Origin of the sequence: Streptomyces cinnamoneus, from assembly GCF_002939475.1 — a bacterium.
Taxonomy (GTDB): Bacteria; Actinomycetota; Actinomycetes; order Streptomycetales; family Streptomycetaceae; genus Streptomyces; species Streptomyces cinnamoneus_A.
Genome location: NZ_PKFQ01000001.1, coordinates 1724230 through 1742501, shown reverse-complemented (window position 1 = coordinate 1742501; position 18272 = coordinate 1724230). Strand labels below are relative to the sequence as shown.

The window sequence follows — 18272 nt, the reverse complement described above, 5'->3', positions numbered from 1 at the left end:
CCCCCGGGCAGGCGCTCAGCCCAGCTCGGCCGCGTGCGGCGGTTCCGCGCCGCGCCGGGAGCAGGTGACGGCCGCCGCGCGGGCGGCGAAGCGCAGGACGTCGCCCCAGCCCGCCTCGTCGAGGGCGGCGAGCCCCGCGCGCGAGAGCGCGTCCCGCGCCGCGAGCCGGTGCAGCAGCGCGGCGTTCACCGTGTCGCCCGCGCCGATCGTGTCCACCACCGCCACCCGCTCCGCCGGCACGGCGTACACGGCCCCCTGTCGCGTGTGGACCGTCAGGCCCTCCGCGCCCCGGGTGACGACCACCGCGGCCGGGCCCGCGGCGAGCCACTGCTCCACCGAGCCGTCCAGCCACCGCGCGTCCTCCTCGGACACCTTGAGCAGCGTCACGTCCGGCAGCCACGAGCGGAACCGGGCGCGGTAGGCGGCGGCGTCGGGGATCAGGCCGGGCCGGATGTTGGGGTCGAGCAGGGTGAGGACCCCGCGCCGGGCCTCGCGCCGCAGCAGGGCCTCGTAGGCGCTCGCGCCCGGCTCCAGCACCAGCGAGCACGTGCCCAGGCACAGCGCCCGCGCCGTGTCCGGCAGGGCGGCCGGCAGCTCGAACAGCCGGTCTGCGGTGCCGCCCGCGTAGAAGCCGTAGCCCGCGGAGCCGTCGGCACCGATCTCCGTCACGGCGAGCGTGGTCGGCTCGGGTCCGCGCTGCACCAGCGAGACGTCCACCTCCGCCGCCCGCAGACCGTCGAGCAGCGCCTCGCCGAAGGCGTCCGCCGACACCCGGGAGCAGAAGGCGGCCGGCGTGCCCAGCCGGCCCAGCGCCACGGCCGTGTTGTACGGGCCGCCGCCGCGGCGGGGCAGCAGGGCCGGCAGGCCCGCGTCGCCCCCGGGGCCGTCCGGTACGAGATCGATCAACGCTTCTCCGGCTACGACGATCATCCCGGGAGTCTGCCACGCAGCCCGCGGCCCCCGGAATCCCCTGGCCGCCGGACGACCGGACGAAGGGCTGCCGTATCGTCGCCGTGTCGTACCGCCCTTCCCCGCTGGAGCCCCCATGTCTTCCCCCACCGCCTCCTCGGCCTCCCGCCGTACCGTGCTGCGCGGAGCGGCCCTGGCCGGCGTCGCCGGGCTCGGCGCCAGCGCGTGCTCCGGCGGCGCGGGCGCCAAGGGTCCCGCCGTCCCCACCGCGCCGGTGGACCTCGGGGCCGCGGGCGAGGTCCCCGTCGGCGGCGCCCGGCTCTACCGCGAGCAGCGACTGATCGTCGCGCAGCCCGTCGAGGGGCAGTACAAGGCGTTCAGCGCGGTGTGCACCCACGCGGGATGCGTCGTCGACAAGATCGAGGACGGGAAGGTCAACTGCCCCTGCCACGGCAGCAAGTTCGACGCGCAGACCGGCAAGGTCCTCCAGGGCCCGGCGGGCGCGCCCCTGCCGTCCGTGCCGGTCAAGGCGGACGGCGGCAAGCTGGTGGCCGGCCCGGACGCCTGAGGGCCCGCACCCGCCCGGGCCCGGCCGCCGCGGCGGCCCGGCCTCAGCACCAGTCCCAGCCGATGCCCACGATCCCCGGCCGCACCCCCTGCTCCACCAGGTGCACGCCCCGGTGCCGCCCCGCCAGCGTCAGCTCCTGCTGACCGCCGCGCGGGGCGTTCGCCGAGGACTGGGTGAAGCGGCGGCAGCGCACCGGCAGGGCGGCGGCGTCGAAGCGGACCTGGAGCACGTACTGCCCGCCCGCGAAGCTGAACCCGCGCACGTACTCCCGGCTCGTCCCGCCCGTACCGTCCTCGAAGCCGTAGCCGAAGACGTACGTCTCCCCGGCCCGCAGCCGTGCGTCGAAGAGGAGTTCGGCGGCGAGCACGCCCGAGGCCGCGTGCCACCGGACCCGGCCGACCCGGCAGTTCTCGGCGGCCCGCACGATCACCCGGGCCGGGTCGCAGCCCGGGTCGCCGTGGTGGATGGCCAGGTAGCGGTCCACACCGTCGCGGTGCGCCCTGACCACGTGCTGCGAGTCGCGCCGGCGCATCTCGCGCCGCGCCCCTATGAGCACCCGTTCCAGGTGGCAGACGGTGTGCAGGCCGCCGTCGGCCGGCGACTCCAGTTCGGCCAGCAGCCGCTCCAGCGCCCGGGACTCCTCCACCAGCGTGCGGTAGGAGCGGGCGGCCGGCCGCTCCGTCCCCCGCCGGGGGGCGGCCGGCTCCAGCAGCCGGGTCAGCGCCTGTGCGGGCAGGTCCAGCACGTCCTCCAGCATCCGCACCGCCCGCAGCGACTCCGCCCGCCGGGGCCGGCGCGCACCCTGCTGCCAGTAACTGAGGCTGGTGACGCCCACCTTGACGCCGCGTTGTGCCAGCCGGTGCTGCACGCGGTGCAGAGCGAGCCCCCGGGCGGACAGGGCCGTGCGCAGCGCCAGGTCGAACGGACCCGTGCGCAGCGCCCGGGCCAGTTCGGTCTCCGCGGCCCCCTTGCCGCCGGCCTGTCTTGCGTCTCCCGCGCCGACGTCACCCCTGGTGCGTGCCATCCGCTCGCTCCTTTGTGAAGCTCTTCCACGGATGTGAACGTTCACGATCTGCCGAAGCGGCTCAGGTGGTCAGGAGCGTTTGGTTCCTCCTTGACGGGCACCGGCTGTTCACATCCGCTTCCTCGCGTTCACACCGCCGTCCTTGGGCGTATTGAAGCTGGTTGACCGTTCTCCGACAACATCCGATGCTCCTCACACGCGTCCGGACGCGCTCCTCCACCACAACCCCCCGCCACGGGAGGAACGCGAAAATGACCCGTGCTTCGGCATCGGCACCCACAGAGAAGTCCCGCATACGCGGCAGACGGCTGTCCCTGGCAGCGATCGTCGCCTCCGTCCTGCTCGCCGTCCCCACCACGGCGACCGCGGCGACCGGCGACCAGTCGTCCCTGCTCGCATCCAAGCGACTGAACATCGTCATGCAGGCCCAGCAGAAGAACAACTGGTGCTGGGCCGCCTCCGGCAACACCATCGCCACCTGGTTCGGGCGCACCTACAGCCAGAACCAGTTCTGCAACGCCGCCTTCAACCGGCAACAGGGCACGGAGTGCCCCAACAACCAGGCCACCCTGGGCAACGTGCAGAACGCCCTCTCCTGGGCGGGCGTCAACCAGGGCTCGTACGTCTCCGGCTGGCTGCGCTACTCGACCGTGCAGAGCGAGATCAACGCCGACCGGCCCGTCGAGACCCGCATCCAGTGGTCCTCCGGCGGTGGCCACATGCACGTGGTCTACGGGTACGACGACTCCAACGGCTGGGTGTACTGGGGCGACCCGTGGCCCTCCAGCAACCGCTACAACTGGGCCTCGCACAACTGGTACGTCGGCAACGACGGGTTCTCCTGGACCCACTCCCTCTACCGGATCGGGGCGTGAGGCCGTGACCGACCACCCGTACACCCCCGACCACTCCCGGCGCAACGCGGTCCGCGCGGCGGCCGCCGGCGCCCTGACCGCGGGCCTGCTCGGCCTCGCCCCCCTCGCCCACGCCGCCCAGCCGCCGGCGGCCCCCACGCCGCCCCCGGCGGGCGGGGTCGCCGCGGCGCACGACGCGGCGGCGGCACCCTCGAACCTGGAGACGCTCTCCCGCTTCTTCGCCCGCGACGGGGCGGTCGCCCGGTCCGCGGCGCGGCCGCGGATCGAGGGCGCGACGGTGCCCGTCTACACCCTCGCCCCCGAGTTCGTCGCGGGCGAGGACGGCGCCGCCGTCGCCAGGCTGGAGTTCCTGGCCAGCACGGCCGTCTCGGCCGACGGGCAGAAGGCCTCGGTGTGGACCGCGCGCACCGGGGACACCTGGAAGGTCGTCAACATCGCCACCGGTGACGACGAGACGCGCTACGCCGCCGAGGGCGCGCGGAAGCTCAGCGGCGGCACGGTCTTCCGCGAGCCCCAGATCAACGCCTGGTACGTCCAGCGCGGCGACCGCGTGCTGCCGCTCGACGAGGACGCCGTCAAGGCCGTCGGCGAGGGGGGCACCACCGTGGACGCCTACCGCGCGAGGGTCCACAAGGCGTACGGCGACAAGCTGCCCGGCTCGGCCTACGCCAAGAAGGGCGTGGCGGGCGGCTATGCGGAACAGAACGCCCCGGACTCGGCCGCGGCCGGGACCGGCGCGGACCGGGCGGCGGTCGCGGCACCCGCGGGTGACGGCGGCTCTCCGGGCGCCGGCACCGTCGCGGCCGCGGGCGGGACGGCACTCGCCCTGGGCCTCGGCGCGGTGGCCGCGCGCAGGAGGCTGAGGCGCCGCTGACGGACCGGGCCGGTCCCACGGCCGGCCCGTCGCGGCCCCGGCGGCCACCACCGCCGGGGCCGCGGTCGCCCGCTCCGCGGGCGGACGCCGATTGTCACCGCCCGCAAGTAGGGTGTGAGACATGGCAGACCCCAGCAGCTACCGACCCAAGCCGGGACAGATCCCCGACTCGCCGGGGGTCTACAGGTTCCGTGACGAGCACGGCCGGGTGATCTACGTCGGGAAGGCGAAGAGCCTCCGCCAGCGGCTCTCCTCGTACTTCCAGGACCTCGCCGGTCTCCACCCGCGCACCCGCACCATGGTCACCACGGCCGCCTCCGTGGAATGGACCGTGGTCTCCACCGAGGTCGAGGCGCTCCAGCTCGAATACTCCTGGATCAAGGAGTACGACCCGCGGTTCAACGTGAAGTACCGCGACGACAAGAGCTACCCCTCCCTCGCCGTCACGCTGAACGAGGAGTTCCCCCGCGTCCAGGTCATGCGCGGCCCCAAGAAGAAGGGCGTGCGCTACTTCGGCCCGTACGCCCACGCCTGGGCCATCCGCGAGACCGTCGACCTGATGCTGCGCGTCTTCCCCGTACGCACGTGCTCGGCCGGGGTGTTCAAGCGCTCCGCCCAGATCGGCCGCCCCTGCCTGCTCGGCTACATCGGCAAGTGCTCCGCCCCCTGCGTCGGCCGGGTCACCCCCGAGGAGCACCGCGAACTGGCCGAGGAGTTCTGCGACTTCATGGCCGGGCGTACCGGCGCGTACATCCGCCGTTTGGAACAGCGGATGCACGATGCCGCCGAGGAGATGGAATACGAGAGGGCAGCACGACTGCGGGACGACATAGAGGCGCTCCGGCGAGCCATGGAGAAGAACGCCGTCGTCCTCGCGGACGCCACCGACGCGGACCTGATCGCGGTAGCCGAGGACGAACTCGAAGCGGCCGTGCAGATCTTCCACGTGCGTGGCGGGCGCGTGCGCGGCCAGCGCGGCTGGGTGACCGACAAGGTCGAGGCCGTCGACACCGCCGGGCTCGTCGAGCACGCCCTCCAGCAGCTCTACGGCGAGGAGAGCGGCGACGCCGTCCCCAAGGAGGTCCTGGTCCCCGCCCTGCCGCAGCCGGCGGAGCCCGTCGCCCAGTGGCTGACCGAGCGCCGCGGCGCCCGCGTCGACCTGCGCATCCCGCAGCGCGGCGACAAGAGGGACCTGATGGCCACGGTCCAGCGCAACGCCCAGCAGGCCCTCGTCCTGCACAAGACCAGGCGCGCCTCCGATCTGACCACCCGCTCCCGCGCCCTGGAGGAGATCGCCGGGGCGCTGGGCCTGGACTCCGCGCCCCTGCGCATCGAGTGCTTCGACATCTCCCACCTCCAGGGGCAGGACGTGGTGGCGTCCATGGTCGTCTTCGAGGACGGCCTGGCCCGCAAGAGCGAGTACCGCCGTTTCCAGATCAAGGGCCGCGTCGGGGACACACAGGTCTGGCACGGCACCGGCCAGGACGACGTCCGCTCGATGCACGAGGTCGTGAGCCGCCGCTTCCGCCGCTATCTGCAGGAGAAGCAGAAGACGGGGGAGTGGACCGAGGAGGCGCTCGACGGCGAGGTCTCCGCCGAGGGCGACGACCGGCCCAAGCGCTTCGCCTACCCGCCGCAGCTCGTGGTCGTCGACGGCGGAAAGCCCCAGGTCGCGGCAGCCCAGCGGGCCCTGGACGAGCTGGGCGTCACCGACGTGGCCGTGTGCGGCCTCGCCAAGCGCCTGGAGGAGGTCTGGCTGCCGGAGGAGGACGACCCCGTCGTCCTGCCGCGCACCAGCGAGGGGCTGTACCTGCTCCAGCGCGTGCGCGACGAGGCCCACCGCTTCGCCATCGCCTACCAGCGGGGCAAGCGCACCAAGACCATGAAGGCCGGGCCGCTCGACACGGTCCCCGGCCTCGGCAGCACCCGCAAGCAGGCCCTCCTCAAACACTTCGGCTCGGTCAAGCGGCTGCGCGCCGCCACGGTCGAGCAGATCTGCGAGACGCCCGGGATCGGCCGCAAGACGGCCGAGACGATCGTCGCCGCGCTGGCCCGGGCGGCCCCGCCCGCCCCCGCGGTCAACATGGCGACGGGCGAGATCATGGACGACGCGGAGGAATGATGGACGTGGCCGGAGCAGACGCGGCCGCGGCCCCCGCAGGACGCGACGGCCCCGCCGGGCGGCACGCCCCGGCCGCGGCCGCGCGGTCCGGGCCGTGGGACCGCCGAACCCGCACTATGGAAGACAGGACGACAGGCGCCCCCGGCGCCGTCGGCAGAACGGGGGAAGACAGCATGAACGTGACCGACCGGGACGGAGCACAGGTGAGTACGGGCGCGACGGCGGACGCCGGCGGCGAGGCGACGGGCATCCCCGAACTGGTGATCATCTCCGGCATGTCGGGGGCGGGACGCAGCACCGCCGCCAAGTGTCTCGAGGACCTCGGCTGGTTCGTGGTGGACAACCTGCCGCCCGCACTGATCCCCACCATGGTGGACCTCGGCGCCCGCTCCCAGGGCAACGTGGCCCGCATCGCCGTGGTCGTGGACGTGCGCGGCCGGCGCTTCTTCGACAACCTCCGCGAGTCCCTCGCCGACCTGGAGGCGAAGAAGGTCAAGCGGCGCGTGATCTTCCTGGAGGCGTCCGACGAGGCCCTGGTGCGCCGCTTCGAGTCGGTGCGCCGCCCCCACCCGCTCCAGGGCTCGGGGCGCATCGTCGACGGCATCGCGGCCGAGCGCGACCTGCTGCGCGAGCTGCGCGGCGACGCCGACCTGGTCATCGACACCTCCAGCCTCAACGTCCACGAACTGCGCGCCAAGCTGGACGCCCAGTTCGCGGGCGAGGAGGAGCCGGAGCTGCGCGCCACCGTCATGTCCTTCGGCTTCAAGTACGGCCTGCCCGTCGACGCCGACCTCGTCGTGGACTGCCGCTTCCTGCCCAACCCGCACTGGGTGCCGGAGCTGCGGCCCTTCACCGGCCTCAACGAGGAGGTGTCCGGCTACGTCTTCAACCAGCCCGGCGCCAAGGAGTTCCTCGACCGCTACACCGAGCTGCTCCAGCTCATCGCCGCCGGCTACCGCCGCGAGGGCAAGCGCTACGTGACCATCGCGGTCGGCTGCACCGGCGGCAAGCACCGCTCGGTCGCGATGTCGGAGAAGCTCGCCCACCGCCTGGTCTCGGAGGGCGTCGAGACCGTCGTCGTGCACCGGGACATGGGGCGCGAGTGACCGGCCGCGCCCCCCGGATGCGCCGTGTCCGCCGGCTGGTCCCCGGCCGGGCACGCGGCGCCGACAGCCGTGTGGTCCGCGGGGCACAGCCCAAGGTCGTCGCCCTCGGCGGCGGCCACGGGCTGTCCGCCTCGCTCGCCGCCCTGCGCCGGATCACCGGAGACCTGACGGCGGTCGTCACCGTCGCCGACGACGGCGGCTCCAGCGGCCGGCTCCGCGACGAGCTGGGCGTGCTGCCCCCCGGCGACCTCCGCAAGGCCCTCGCGGCCCTGTGCGGGGACGACGACTGGGGACAGACCTGGGCGCGCGTCATCAAGCACCGCTTCGAGAGCCAGGGCGAGCTGCACGGCCACGCCGTGGGCAATCTGCTGATCGTGGCCCTGTGGGAACAGCTGGGCGACCACGTCAAGGCCCTCGACCTGGTCGGCAGGCTGCTGGGCGCCCACGGCCGGGTGCTGCCCATGTCGGCCGTTCCGCTCGAACTCCAGGCGCTGGTCCGGGGCCACGACCCGGCCGCCCCCGACGAGATCACCACCGTGTGCGGCCAGGCCACCGTGGCGCTGACCCCCGGCGAGGTGCAGTCCGTGCACGTCGTCCCGGAGGAGCCGCCGGCGGTGCCCGAGGCCGTCGAGGCCGTGCTGGACGCGGACTGGGTGGTCCTCGGGCCGGGCTCCTGGTTCTCCTCCGTCATCCCGCACCTGCTGGTGCCCGAGCTGCTCCAGGCCCTCCAGGAGACCAAGGCCCGCCGGGTGCTCTCACTGAACCTCGCCCCGCAGCCCGGGGAAACCAGTGGCTTCTCCCCGCAGCGTCATTTGGAGGTTTTGGCCCGACACGCCCCTAAACTCGCCCTGGACGTGGTGCTGGCCGACGAGGCCGCCGTGCCCGACCGGGAGCGCCTGACCGACGCCGCCAAGCGGCTGGGGGCCACGGTCGAGCTGGCGGCGGTCGCCGCGCCCGACAGCTCGGCCACTCACGACCCGGAGCTGTTGGCCGCCGCGTACGACCGTATTTTTCGGATGCATGGAAGGATCGGCCCATGGCGATGACGGCAGCGGTGAAGGATGAAATCTCCCGGCTCCCCGTCACCCGCACCTGCTGCCGGAAAGCGGAGGTCTCGGCGATCCTGCGGTTCGCGGGCGGTCTGCACCTGGTCAGCGGGCGCATCGTGATCGAGGCGGAGCTGGACACCGGGATCGCCGCCCGGCGGCTGCGCAAGGACATCCTGGAGATCTTCGGACACGCCTCCGACCTGGTGGTCATGGCCCCCGGCGGCCTCCGCAGGGGCAGCCGGTACGTGGTGCGGGTGGTGGCGGGCGGTGACCAGCTGGCGCGCCAGACCGGCCTGGTCGACGGCCGCGGCCGGCCGATCCGCGGGCTGCCCCCGCAGGTCGTCTCCGGTGCCACCTGCGACGCGGAGGCCGCCTGGCGGGGCGCCTTCCTCGCCCACGGCTCGCTGACCGAGCCGGGCCGCTCCTCCTCCCTGGAGGTGACCTGCCCCGGCCCCGAGGCGGCGCTGGCCCTGGTCGGCGCGGCCCGCCGGCTCCAGATCGCGGCCAAGGCCCGGGAGGTGCGCGGAGTGGACCGCGTCGTCGTCCGGGACGGTGACGCGATCGGCGCGCTGTTGACGCGCCTCGGCGCCCATGAGTCGGTGCTCGCCTGGGAGGAGCGGCGCATGCGCCGCGAGGTCCGGGCCACCGCCAACCGCCTGGCCAACTTCGACGACGCCAACCTGCGCCGCTCGGCCCGGGCCGCCGTCGCGGCGGGCGCGCGCGTGCAGCGGGCGCTGGAGATCCTCGGCGAGGAGGTGCCCGAGCACCTCGCCGCCGCCGGACGACTGCGCATGGAGCACAAGCAGGCGTCCCTGGAGGAGCTCGGCGCCCTCGCCGACCCGCCGCTGACCAAGGACGCCGTGGCCGGCCGCATCCGCCGCCTGCTGGCGATGGCCGACAAGCGCGCCCAGGACCTGGGCATCCCCGGCACCGAGTCGACCCTGTCCGACCTCTCGGACCTCACCGAGGAGATGGCCGAGGGCATGGTCGGCTGACCTGCCGCGAGGCCCCCGGCGCCGTAGCGCGCCCTTTTGCCGGCCCCCGGATCCGGCCCGTGTCCTCCCGGCCCGGATCCGGCCGCCCGCGCCCTCACCCCCTGCGGTCTCCGCCGCACGGCGCCGTGCCTCCGTGCCGTCCCCGCACCGCCGCACGACCAGGCAGCGTCCTCCCGGCGCGACGCAAAACGCGTCATTGACATGATCATGAAGGGTTACGAGTCTGGCCCCCGTGTACTGACGTGGCAGACAACAGCAAGGGGGGCTCATGAGACGCAGGGCGCAATCGGTCCTCGCACTGGCTTCGCTGTTACTCGGCGGGCTCGCCGCGGCTCCGGCCGCACAGGCACGACCCGGCCCGGCGGCCCCGCCGGCCGGCGCCGACGCGCTGACCGCGTGGACCGCCCAGGTCACCACCGAGCAGGTCCCGCTCCTCCTGGAGGCCGGCGTCGACGGCCGGGAGCTCGGCGAGCGGCCCGCCGCCGGTAGACCCGCACGGGTCGAGGTCCAGCTCACCGGCGCCCAGGCCGAGGGCCTGCGCGCCAAAGGCGTGGACCTCGTCGAGAAGCGCCTGCCCCAGCGCACCCGCGAGCGGCTGAAGGCCGCGGGCGACGGAGTCTTCCGCCCCTATGGCGGGAAGAACGGCCTCAGCCAGGAGATCGCCGACACCGGGCGGGCCCACCCCCGCCTCACCAAGGTCGTCAGCATCGGCAAGACCGTGCGCGGCCAGGACATCCTCGCGGTCAAGGTCTCGAAGGACGCCCGCACGACCCGGGACGGGGCCAGACCCGCCGTGCTCTACATGTCCAACCAGCACGCCCGCGAGTGGATCACTCCCGAGATGACGAGGCGGCTGCTCCACCACTACCTGGACCGCTACGGCAAGGACGAGCGGATCACCCGGATCGTGGACCGGACCGAGCTGTGGTTCGTGCTCTCCGCCAACCCGGACGGCTACGACTACACCTTCCAGAGCCCGGCCACCCGGCTGTGGCGCAAGAACCTCCGCGACAACGACGGCGACGGGAAGATCGCCCCCGGCGACGGCGTGGACCTCAACCGCAACTTCCCCTACAAGTGGGGCTACGACAACGAGGGTTCCTCCCCGCGCCCCGCCTCGGAGACCTACCGCGGCCCCGCGCCCGCCTCCGAGCCCGAGACGCGCGCCCTCGACGCCTTCCAGAAGCAGCACGACTTCACCTACGCCGTGAACTACCACTCGGCCGCCGAACTGTTGCTCTACGGCGTCGGCTGGCAGGTGGCCACCCCCACCCCCGACGACGTGCTCTACAAGGCGCTCGCCGGGACCCCCGGGAACTCCGCCATACCGGGCTACCGGCCCCAGCTGTCCTCCGAGCTGTACACGACCAACGGCGAGGCCGACGGGCACGCGGCCAACGTCAACGGCACCATGATGTTCACCCCCGAGATGTCGACCTGCGAGACCGCCTCCGCGGTCGACCCGGCCGACCGCTGGGACCCGTCCGACTGCCCGTCCATCTTCACCTTCCCCGACGACGAGAAGCTGATCCAGGGGGAGTTCGCGAAGAACGTGCCCTTCGCCCTCGCCGTCGCCGAGACCGCGGGCCACCCGGACCGGCCCTCCTCCCCGGTCGGCGTCGACGCCCCCGACTTCACGCCGCACGCCTTCGCCACCTCCTACGCGCGGGGCAAGGACCAGACCGTCGCCGTCACCGCCCGCAAGAGCCTGGGCGACAAGCGCCTGAACTACCGCGTCGACGGCGGCCGTACGCACTCCGCGCCGCTGGCGGCCTGGGGCGGCGGCGACCGTTACGGCGGCGACGACAACCTCCGCTTCGACCAGTACCGCGCCACCGTCGAGGGCGCCCGCCCCGGGTCCACCGTGAGCGTCTGGTTCACCGGCCGCACGCGCGAGGGCGGCCGGACGGCCAGCCGGCCCTTCACCTACAAGGTCGCCGAACAGCCCCGCGCCGACACCCTGGTGATAGCCGACGAGGGCGGCGGCACGCCCGCCCGGCAGGCGGACGACTACGTCCGGGCCCTGGCCGCCGACGGCCGCGAGGCCGTCGTCTGGGACGTGGCCCGGCAGGGCGCGCCGCCCGCGCTCGGCGTGCTGAGCCACTTCGACACCGCCGTCTGGTACTCCGGCACCGCCAGCCCCGACGGCGCCACCCTGCTGGCCGTACGCGACTTCGTCAACGAGGGCGGCAAGCTGGTCGCCGCGGGGGTGCGGGCGGGCGGCAGTTCACGGGTCGGCGACGCGGACACCGACGACTTCGCCCAGTACTACCTGGGGGCCGGCAGCCGGACCTCGTACGCCGCGCCCTCCCGCTTCACCGGCGCGGGCGAGCTGACGGGCACCACCGCGGCCCTCGGCACGCCCGTCGCCGGCGCGTACACGCCCGTCTCCGACCTGCTGCCGCCCGAGACGTTCCCCCGTTTCCGCAGCGCCGCCGCGGGGGAGTACACCCCTGCCGCCCGGACGGCGTCCCCCCAATCGGTGACTCTCCGTGAGGAAGGGGGCGGCCGGCGGCTCGCGGCGGCCGTCACTACGCGTGACACCGCCCTGTTGGGCTTCGGCCTGGAACACGTCCCGGACGCCCGTCAGCGGGCGGTGCTCATCGGTGCCGCTTTGCGCGCAATTGGGGGCTGAGGGAGGGCTTGCTGGAGCAGCGCCGCCAATGTCACGTACCTCTGCTCTTAGAGGTAGGGTCAATGGTGGTCGGGGACATCCCATACAGCCGCCGGCGGACAGCCCGGCACACCAACGAGGAGATCGGTTCGTGACGATCCGCGTAGGCATCAACGGCTTTGGCCGTATCGGTCGTAACTACTTCCGCGCGCTCCTGGAGCAGGGTGCGGACATCGAGATCGTCGGTGTCAACGACCTGACCGACAATGCCACCCTGGTCCACCTGCTGAAGTACGACTCGATCCTGGGTCGTCTCAAGCAGGAGGTCAGCCACACCGACGACACGATCACCGTCGGTTCGCAGACCTTCAAGACGATGGCTGAGCGTGACCCGGCCGCCCTTCCGTGGGGCGAGCTCGGTGCCGACATCGTCATCGAGTCCACCGGCATCTTCACCAAGCGTGAGGACGCTGCCAAGCACCTCGCCGCCGGCGCCAAGAAGGTCCTGATCTCCGCGCCCGCCAAGGGCGAGGACATCACCATCGTCATGGGCGTCAACCAGGACAAGTACGACGCGGCCAACCACCACGTCATCTCCAACGCCTCCTGCACCACCAACTGCGTGGCGCCGATGGCCAAGGTCCTCGACGAGAACTTCGGCATCGTCAAGGGCATGATGACGACGGTCCACGCGTACACCAACGACCAGCGCATCCTGGACTTCCCGCACTCCGACCTGCGTCGCGCCCGTGCCGCCGCGGAGAACATCATCCCGACCTCGACCGGTGCCGCCAAGGCCACCGCCCTGGTCCTCCCGCAGCTCAAGGGCAAGCTGGACGGCATCGCCATGCGCGTCCCGGTCCCGACCGGCTCGGTCACCGACCTCGTCCTGGAGCTGGACCGCGAGGCCAGCAAGGACGAGATCAACGCCGCCTTCCAGAAGGCCGCCGAGGGTCAGCTCAAGGGTGTCCTCGAGTACACCGAGGACCCGATCGTCTCCTCGGACATCGTCAACTGGCCGGCCTCCTGCACCTTCGACTCCTCCCTGACCATGGTCCAGGGCAAGCAGGTCAAGGTCGTCGGCTGGTACGACAACGAGTGGGGCTACTCCAACCGCCTGGTGGACCTGACCGTCTTCGTCGGCGGGCAGCTCTGATATCTGTCTGACCGACGGTGCCGCCGACGGCACCGGCGAGCGCACCGTCACAGACAGCGGGATGTGGTAAGGGACGGGGCTCGTGCGACGCGATGAGGCGTCGTCCGGGCCCCGTCTCATGACTGACCCCTACGGAAGTACCGGAGTCACTGCATGAAGACGATCGACGAACTCATCCAGGGCGGCATCGGGGGCAAGCGCGTCTTCGTACGCGCCGACCTCAACGTGCCCCTCGAGGGCACCACCATCACCGACGACGGCCGCATCCGCGCCGTCGCGCCGACGATCGCCAAGCTCGCCGAGGCGGGCGCCAAGGTGATCGTCGCCTCCCACCTGGGCCGTCCCAAGGGCGCCCCGGACCCCCAGTTCTCCCTCGCCCCGGCCGCGCAGCGGCTCGGCGAGATCCTGGGCAAGAACGTCTCGTTCGCCACCGACACGGTCGGTGACAGCGCGAAGGCCACCGTCGCCGCTCTGGCCGACGGCGAGGTCACGCTGCTGGAGAACCTCCGTTTCAACGCGGGCGAGACCAGCAAGGACGACGCCGAGCGCGGCGCCTTCGCCGACGCGCTCGCATCGCTGGCCGACCTCTACGTGGGCGACGGCTTCGGCGCCGTCCACCGCAAGCACGCCTCGGTCTTCGACCTGCCGGCGCGCCTGCCGCACGCCGCGGGCGACCTCATCGCCACCGAGGTCGGCGTCCTGAAGAAGCTCACCGACGAGGTCCAGCGGCCCTACGTCGTGGTCCTCGGCGGGGCCAAGGTCTCCGACAAGCTCGGCGTCATCGACAACCTGCTGGAGAAGGCCGACCGCATCCTCATCGGCGGCGGCATGTCGTACACCTTCCTCAAGGCCAAGGGCCACGAGGTCGGCATCTCCCTGCTCCAGGAGGACCAGATCCCGGTCTGCCTGGAGTACCTGGCGCGCGCCGAGAAGCGCGGCGTGGAGTTCGTCCTCCCCGTCGACGTCCTGGTCTCCGCCGACTTCCCGGACCTGAAGACCAAGGCCCCGGCCAACCCGGACACCGTCGCCTCGGACGCCATCCCGGCGGACAAGGAGGGCCTGGACATCGGCCCGAAGACCCGGGAGCTCTACGCCTCGAAGCTCGCCGACGCGGGCACGGTCTTCTGGAACGGCCCGATGGGCGTCTTCGAGCACCCCGACTACGCGAACGGCACCAAGGCCGTCGCGCAGGCCCTCCTCGACTCGGACGGCTTCACCGTCGTCGGTGGTGGCGACTCGGCCGCCGCCGTGCGCATCCTTGGCTTTGACGAGAACGCTTTCGGCCATATCTCGACCGGCGGTGGCGCCAGCCTCGAATACCTCGAAGGCAAGACGCTCCCCGGCCTCGCCGCACTGGAGGACTGAACCACCGTGAGTGCACGTACCCCGCTGATGGCGGGCAACTGGAAGATGAACCTCAACCACCTTGAGGCCATCGCGCACGTCCAGAAGCTCGCCTTCGCCCTCGCGGACAAGGACTACGAGGCCACCGAGGTCGCCGTCCTGCCGCCGTTCACCGACCTGCGCTCGGTGCAGACCCTGGTCGACGGCGACAAGCTGAAGATCAAGTACGGCGCCCAGGACATCTCGGCGTACGACTCCGGCGCGTACACCGGCGAGATCTCCGGTGCGATGCTCGCCAAGCTCAAGTGCACCTACGTCGCCGTCGGGCACTCCGAGCGCCGTCAGTACCACGGTGAGACGGACGAGCTCTGCAACGCCAAGGTGAAGGCCGCCTTCCGGCACGGGCTCACCCCGATCCTGTGCGTCGGCGAGGGCCTGGACGTCCGCAAGGCCGGCCAGCAGGTCCCGCACACCCTCGCCCAGGTCGACGGCGCCCTGAAGGACGTCCCGGCCGAGCAGGCCGAGAGCATCGTCATCGCCTACGAGCCCGTCTGGGCCATCGGCACCGGCGAGGTCGCCACCCCCGAGGACGCCCAGGAGGTCTGCGGGGCCATCCGCGCCCGCCTGGTCGAGCTGTACAGCCAGGAGCTGGCCGAGAAGGTCCGCATCCAGTACGGCGGCTCGGTCAAGTCGGGCAACATCGCCGCGATCATGGCGCAGCCCGACGTGGACGGCGCCCTGGTGGGCGGCGCCGCCCTGGACGCGGACGACTTCGTCAAGATCGTGCGCTTCCGCGACCAGTAGCAGCTATGACGACGGGCGCTCCCCGTCGTACCCTGTCGGGGCCGGGACCGGCGCAAACGCGCCCCCCGGCCCCGCAGCATTGTCCATCCGAGTCAGTCCGAGAGAGTTGGTCCAGCCGTGGTCATCGGGTTCTCGATCGCCCTCATCGTCTTCAGCTTGCTGATCATGATGCTGGTGCTCATGCACAAGGGGAAGGGCGGCGGCCTGTCCGACATGTTCGGCGGCGGCATGCAGTCCTCCGTCGGCGGCTCCTCGGTCGCCGAGCGCAACCTCGACCGGATCACGATCGTGATCGGTGTGCTGTGGTTCGCGTGCATTGTCGCTCTCGGCCTGCTGATGAAGCTCGACAGCTGACGTACCGTCGTATCAGCAGCCTATGATGGAGTCTCGCGTCTTCGCGGCTGGGCTGTAACTACTGCCACTGGACGCGCGTTGGGCCTTACGTAGACTGGGGCGCCCGCGGCGGAGCCGACTGCCGATCCGCGGCGCAACCGCTGTTCGGCACAGTGCAGCACCATCACGCAGGGAGTTACAACCGTGGCAAGTGGCAACGCGATCCGAGGAAGCCGGGTCGGTGCGGGGCCGATGGGGGAGGCCGAGCGGGGCGAGTCCGCGCCGCGCCTCCGCATCTCCTTCTGGTGTTCCAACGGGCACGAGACGCAGCCGAGCTTCGCCAGCGACGCACAGGTGCCGGACACCTGGGACTGCCCGCGTTGCGGCTTCCCGGCCGGCCAGGACCGGGACAACCCCCCGGACCCGCCGCGTACCGAGCCGTACAAGACCCACCTCGCGTACGTCCGCGAGCGGCGGAGCGACGCCGACGGGGAGGCGATCCTCGCCGAGGCGCTCGCCAAGCTCCGCGGGGAGATCTGAGCGCAGCGCGGGAAGAGACCCGGGCGACATACGACAAGCGGCCCGGCCGCGCACCCCCACCAGGTGCGCGGCCGGGCCGCTTCGGTATTAGGTTGGGGTGGAGGCGATGCAGCTACGAGTGAGAAGTGGGCTGATGTCCGAAATGAACGCTGAAGGCCGCGGCCGGCTCGACCAGACGCCTGAATGGCACGCGCTGGCCAAGCACCGGGACGAGTTGGGGGAGGTGCACCTGCGCGAGCTGTTCGCGAGCGACCCCGGGCGGGCCGAGAAGTTCTCCCTGTCCGTCGGCGACCTCCACCTGGACTACTCCAAGCACCTCGTCACCGACGAGACCCTGCGGCTGCTGCGTGAGCTGGCGGCCTCGGCCGGCGTGGCGCAGCTGCGGGACGCCATGTTCCGGGGCGAGAGGATCAACACGACGGAGGACCGCGCGGTCCTGCACACCGCCCTGCGCGCCCCCGAGTCGGCCGACGTCGAGGTCGACGGGGAGAACGTCGTCCCCGCCGTGCACGCCGTCCTGAGGAAGATGCAGGTCTTCTCCGACCGCGTGCGTTCGGGGGACTGGAAGGGCCACACCGGAAAGCCCATCAAGAACGTCGTCAACATCGGCATCGGCGGCTCCGACCTCGGCCCGGCCATGGCGTACGAGGCGCTGCGCGCCTACACCGCCCGGGACCTGACGTTCCGTTTCGTCTCCAACGTGGACGGCGCGGACCTGCACGAGGCCCTGCACGACCTGGACGCCGAGGAGACGCTCTTCATCGTCGCCTCGAAGACCTTCACCACGATCGAGACCATCACCAACGCGACCTCGGCCCGCAACTGGCTGCTGACGGAGCTGCGCGCCGGTGAGGAGGCGGTGGCCAAGCACTTCGTGGCGCTGTCGACGAACGAGGAGAAGGTCGCCGCGTTCGGCATCGACACGGCCAACATGTTCGAGTTCTGGGACTGGGTCGGCGGCCGCTACTCCTTCGACTCGGCCATCGGGCTCTCCCTGATGATCGCCATCGGCCCGGACCGCTTCCGCGAGATGCTGGCCGGCTTCCACCTCGTCGACGAGCACTTCCGCACCGCCCCGCCCGAGGAGAACGCCCCGCTCCTGCTGGGCCTGCTGGGCATCTGGTACGGCAACTTCCACGACGCCCAGTCGCACGCGGTGCTGCCCTACAGCCACTACCTGTCGAAGTTCGCGGCCTACCTCCAGCAGCTGGACATGGAGTCCAACGGCAAGTCCGTGGACCGCGAGGGCCGGCCCGTCTCCTGGCAGACCGGCCCGGTCGTCTGGGGCACGCCCGGCACGAACGGCCAGCACGCCTACTACCAGTTGATCCACCAGGGCACGAAGCTGATCCCGGCGGACCTGCTGGGCTTCGCCAAGCCGGTGGACGACCTGCAGCCCGGACTCGTGGCCCAGCACGACCTGCTGATGGCCAATCTGTTCGCGCAGGGGCAGGCGCTCGCCTTCGGCAAGACGCCGGAGGAGGTCGCGGCGGAGGGCGTCCCGGCGGAGCTGGTGCCGCACAAGACGTTCCGCGGCAACCACCCGACGACGACGATCCTGGCGAGCGAGCTGAGCCCGTCCGTGCTGGGGCAGCTCATCGCGCTCTACGAGCACAAGGTGTTCGTCCAGGGTGCCGTCTGGAACATCGACTCCTTCGACCAGTGGGGCGTCGAGCTGGGCAAGGTCCTCGCGAAGCGGGTCGAGCCGGCGCTGACGGAGGGCGCGGAGGTTCCGGGACTCGACGCGTCGACGGCGGCGCTCGTCTCGCGGTACCGCGAGCTGCGGGGACGCTAGGGGTGTCCGAGGGGTCAGCACGGGCCCTGTGGAGCCCGGTACGGCACCTCGCTGCGTTGTCGCATCAGCCGAGGACGCCCGGTCCGAGGTAAATGCTCCGCCTTGCGATCTACCGCACCGACCACCGCAGGACCCGCACCGCCCCATCGGACACCCCCTAGTCG

General features: G+C 72.1%; 16 protein-coding genes. 14 read left to right on the top strand and 2 right to left on the bottom strand.

All coding sequences use genetic code 11. The features are described 5' to 3' along the window. Nucleotides 1–15 precede the first annotated feature (15 nt). Nucleotides 16–930, bottom strand: coding sequence for a carbohydrate kinase family protein (locus CYQ11_RS07170; RefSeq protein ID WP_099201906.1), 915 nt, complete (start codon nucleotides 928–930; stop codon nucleotides 16–18). Nucleotides 931–1045: 115 nt separating this feature from the next. Between CYQ11_RS07170 and CYQ11_RS07165 the strand changes: the two genes are divergently transcribed. Further along, nucleotides 1046–1477 carry a Rieske (2Fe-2S) protein gene (locus CYQ11_RS07165; RefSeq protein WP_099201907.1) on the top strand — a complete coding sequence of 144 codons (432 nt, stop codon included), beginning with the start codon at nucleotides 1046–1048 and terminating at the stop codon, nucleotides 1475–1477. Between the two features lie 43 nt (nucleotides 1478–1520). On the opposite strand, the gene CYQ11_RS07160 is transcribed toward CYQ11_RS07165, so the two are convergent. Next, a complete protein-coding gene (locus CYQ11_RS07160; protein WP_240003637.1) occupies nucleotides 1521–2501 on the bottom strand; it encodes a hypothetical protein in 981 nt (326 codons plus the stop codon). 251 nt (nucleotides 2502–2752) lie between these two features. Here CYQ11_RS07160 and CYQ11_RS07155 point away from each other — a divergent pair, with 251 nt between their 5' ends. From CYQ11_RS07155 to pgi, 13 genes are all read left to right on the top strand, one after another. Beyond that, nucleotides 2753–3376 carry a papain-like cysteine protease family protein gene (locus tag CYQ11_RS07155; RefSeq protein WP_240003638.1) on the top strand — a complete coding sequence of 208 codons (624 nt, stop codon included), beginning with the start codon at nucleotides 2753–2755 and terminating at the stop codon, nucleotides 3374–3376. Between the two features lie 4 nt (nucleotides 3377–3380). Beyond that, a complete protein-coding gene (locus CYQ11_RS07150; protein ID WP_099201909.1) occupies nucleotides 3381–4250 on the top strand; it encodes a hypothetical protein in 870 nt (289 codons plus the stop codon). A gap of 121 nt (nucleotides 4251–4371) precedes the next feature. Continuing rightward, nucleotides 4372–6372: an excinuclease ABC subunit UvrC gene (gene uvrC, locus CYQ11_RS07145; protein WP_099201910.1), complete on the top strand. Its 2001-nt coding sequence runs from the start codon at nucleotides 4372–4374 to the stop codon at nucleotides 6370–6372. A 173-nt stretch (nucleotides 6373–6545) separates the two neighbouring features. Next, nucleotides 6546–7478, top strand: coding sequence for an RNase adapter RapZ (gene rapZ, locus CYQ11_RS07140; RefSeq protein ID WP_181143601.1), 933 nt, complete (start codon nucleotides 6546–6548; stop codon nucleotides 7476–7478). Continuing rightward, nucleotides 7475–8524 carry a gluconeogenesis factor YvcK family protein gene (locus tag CYQ11_RS07135; RefSeq protein ID WP_099201911.1) on the top strand — a complete coding sequence of 350 codons (1050 nt, stop codon included), beginning with the start codon at nucleotides 7475–7477 and terminating at the stop codon, nucleotides 8522–8524. The genes rapZ and CYQ11_RS07135 overlap by 4 nt, the downstream gene beginning before the upstream one ends. Then, a complete protein-coding gene (gene whiA / locus CYQ11_RS07130; protein ID WP_099201912.1) occupies nucleotides 8515–9522 on the top strand; it encodes a DNA-binding protein WhiA in 1008 nt (335 codons plus the stop codon). The genes CYQ11_RS07135 and whiA overlap by 10 nt, the downstream gene beginning before the upstream one ends. A 268-nt stretch (nucleotides 9523–9790) precedes the next feature. Further along, nucleotides 9791–12157, top strand: a complete 2367-nt coding sequence (locus tag CYQ11_RS07125) for a M14 family metallopeptidase (RefSeq protein ID WP_099201913.1) — start codon at nucleotides 9791–9793, stop codon at nucleotides 12155–12157. 130 nt (nucleotides 12158–12287) lie between these two features. Further along, nucleotides 12288–13292: a type I glyceraldehyde-3-phosphate dehydrogenase gene (gap, locus tag CYQ11_RS07120; protein ID WP_099201914.1), complete on the top strand. Its 1005-nt coding sequence runs from the start codon at nucleotides 12288–12290 to the stop codon at nucleotides 13290–13292. 153 nt (nucleotides 13293–13445) lie between these two features. Further along, nucleotides 13446–14657, top strand: a complete 1212-nt coding sequence (locus CYQ11_RS07115) for a phosphoglycerate kinase (protein ID WP_099201915.1) — start codon at nucleotides 13446–13448, stop codon at nucleotides 14655–14657. 6 nt (nucleotides 14658–14663) lie between these two features. Beyond that, a complete protein-coding gene (tpiA, locus tag CYQ11_RS07110) occupies nucleotides 14664–15440 on the top strand; it encodes a triose-phosphate isomerase (RefSeq protein WP_099201916.1) in 777 nt (258 codons plus the stop codon). Nucleotides 15441–15557: 117 nt separating this feature from the next. Next, entirely contained in the window at nucleotides 15558–15794 is a 237-nt protein-coding gene (secG, locus tag CYQ11_RS07105; protein ID WP_099201917.1) for a preprotein translocase subunit SecG, read from the top strand. A 183-nt stretch (nucleotides 15795–15977) separates the two neighbouring features. After that, nucleotides 15978–16313 carry an RNA polymerase-binding protein RbpA gene (locus CYQ11_RS07100; protein ID WP_003957010.1) on the top strand — a complete coding sequence of 112 codons (336 nt, stop codon included), beginning with the start codon at nucleotides 15978–15980 and terminating at the stop codon, nucleotides 16311–16313. Nucleotides 16314–16455: 142 nt separating this feature from the next. Next, nucleotides 16456–18108: a glucose-6-phosphate isomerase gene (gene pgi, locus CYQ11_RS07095; RefSeq protein ID WP_099201918.1), complete on the top strand. Its 1653-nt coding sequence runs from the start codon at nucleotides 16456–16458 to the stop codon at nucleotides 18106–18108. The last annotated feature ends 164 nt before the right edge of the window (nucleotides 18109–18272 follow it).

Coding starts and splice junctions, on each gene's coding strand:
- CYQ11_RS07170 (WP_099201906.1), bottom strand. CDS start 930: ATGATCGTCGTAGCCGGAGAAGCGTTGATCGATCTCGTACCGGACGGC.
- CYQ11_RS07165 (WP_099201907.1), top strand. CDS start 1,046: ATGTCTTCCCCCACCGCCTCCTCGGCCTCCCGCCGTACCGTGCTGCGC.
- CYQ11_RS07160 (WP_240003637.1), bottom strand. CDS start 2,501: ATGGCACGCACCAGGGGTGACGTCGGCGCGGGAGACGCAAGACAGGCC.
- CYQ11_RS07155 (WP_240003638.1), top strand. CDS start 2,753: ATGACCCGTGCTTCGGCATCGGCACCCACAGAGAAGTCCCGCATACGC.
- uvrC (WP_099201910.1), top strand. CDS start 4,372: ATGGCAGACCCCAGCAGCTACCGACCCAAGCCGGGACAGATCCCCGAC.
- rapZ (WP_181143601.1), top strand. CDS start 6,546: ATGAACGTGACCGACCGGGACGGAGCACAGGTGAGTACGGGCGCGACG.
- whiA (WP_099201912.1), top strand. CDS start 8,515: ATGGCGATGACGGCAGCGGTGAAGGATGAAATCTCCCGGCTCCCCGTC.
- CYQ11_RS07125 (WP_099201913.1), top strand. CDS start 9,791: ATGAGACGCAGGGCGCAATCGGTCCTCGCACTGGCTTCGCTGTTACTC.
- CYQ11_RS07115 (WP_099201915.1), top strand. CDS start 13,446: ATGAAGACGATCGACGAACTCATCCAGGGCGGCATCGGGGGCAAGCGC.
- pgi (WP_099201918.1), top strand. CDS start 16,456: ATGAACGCTGAAGGCCGCGGCCGGCTCGACCAGACGCCTGAATGGCAC.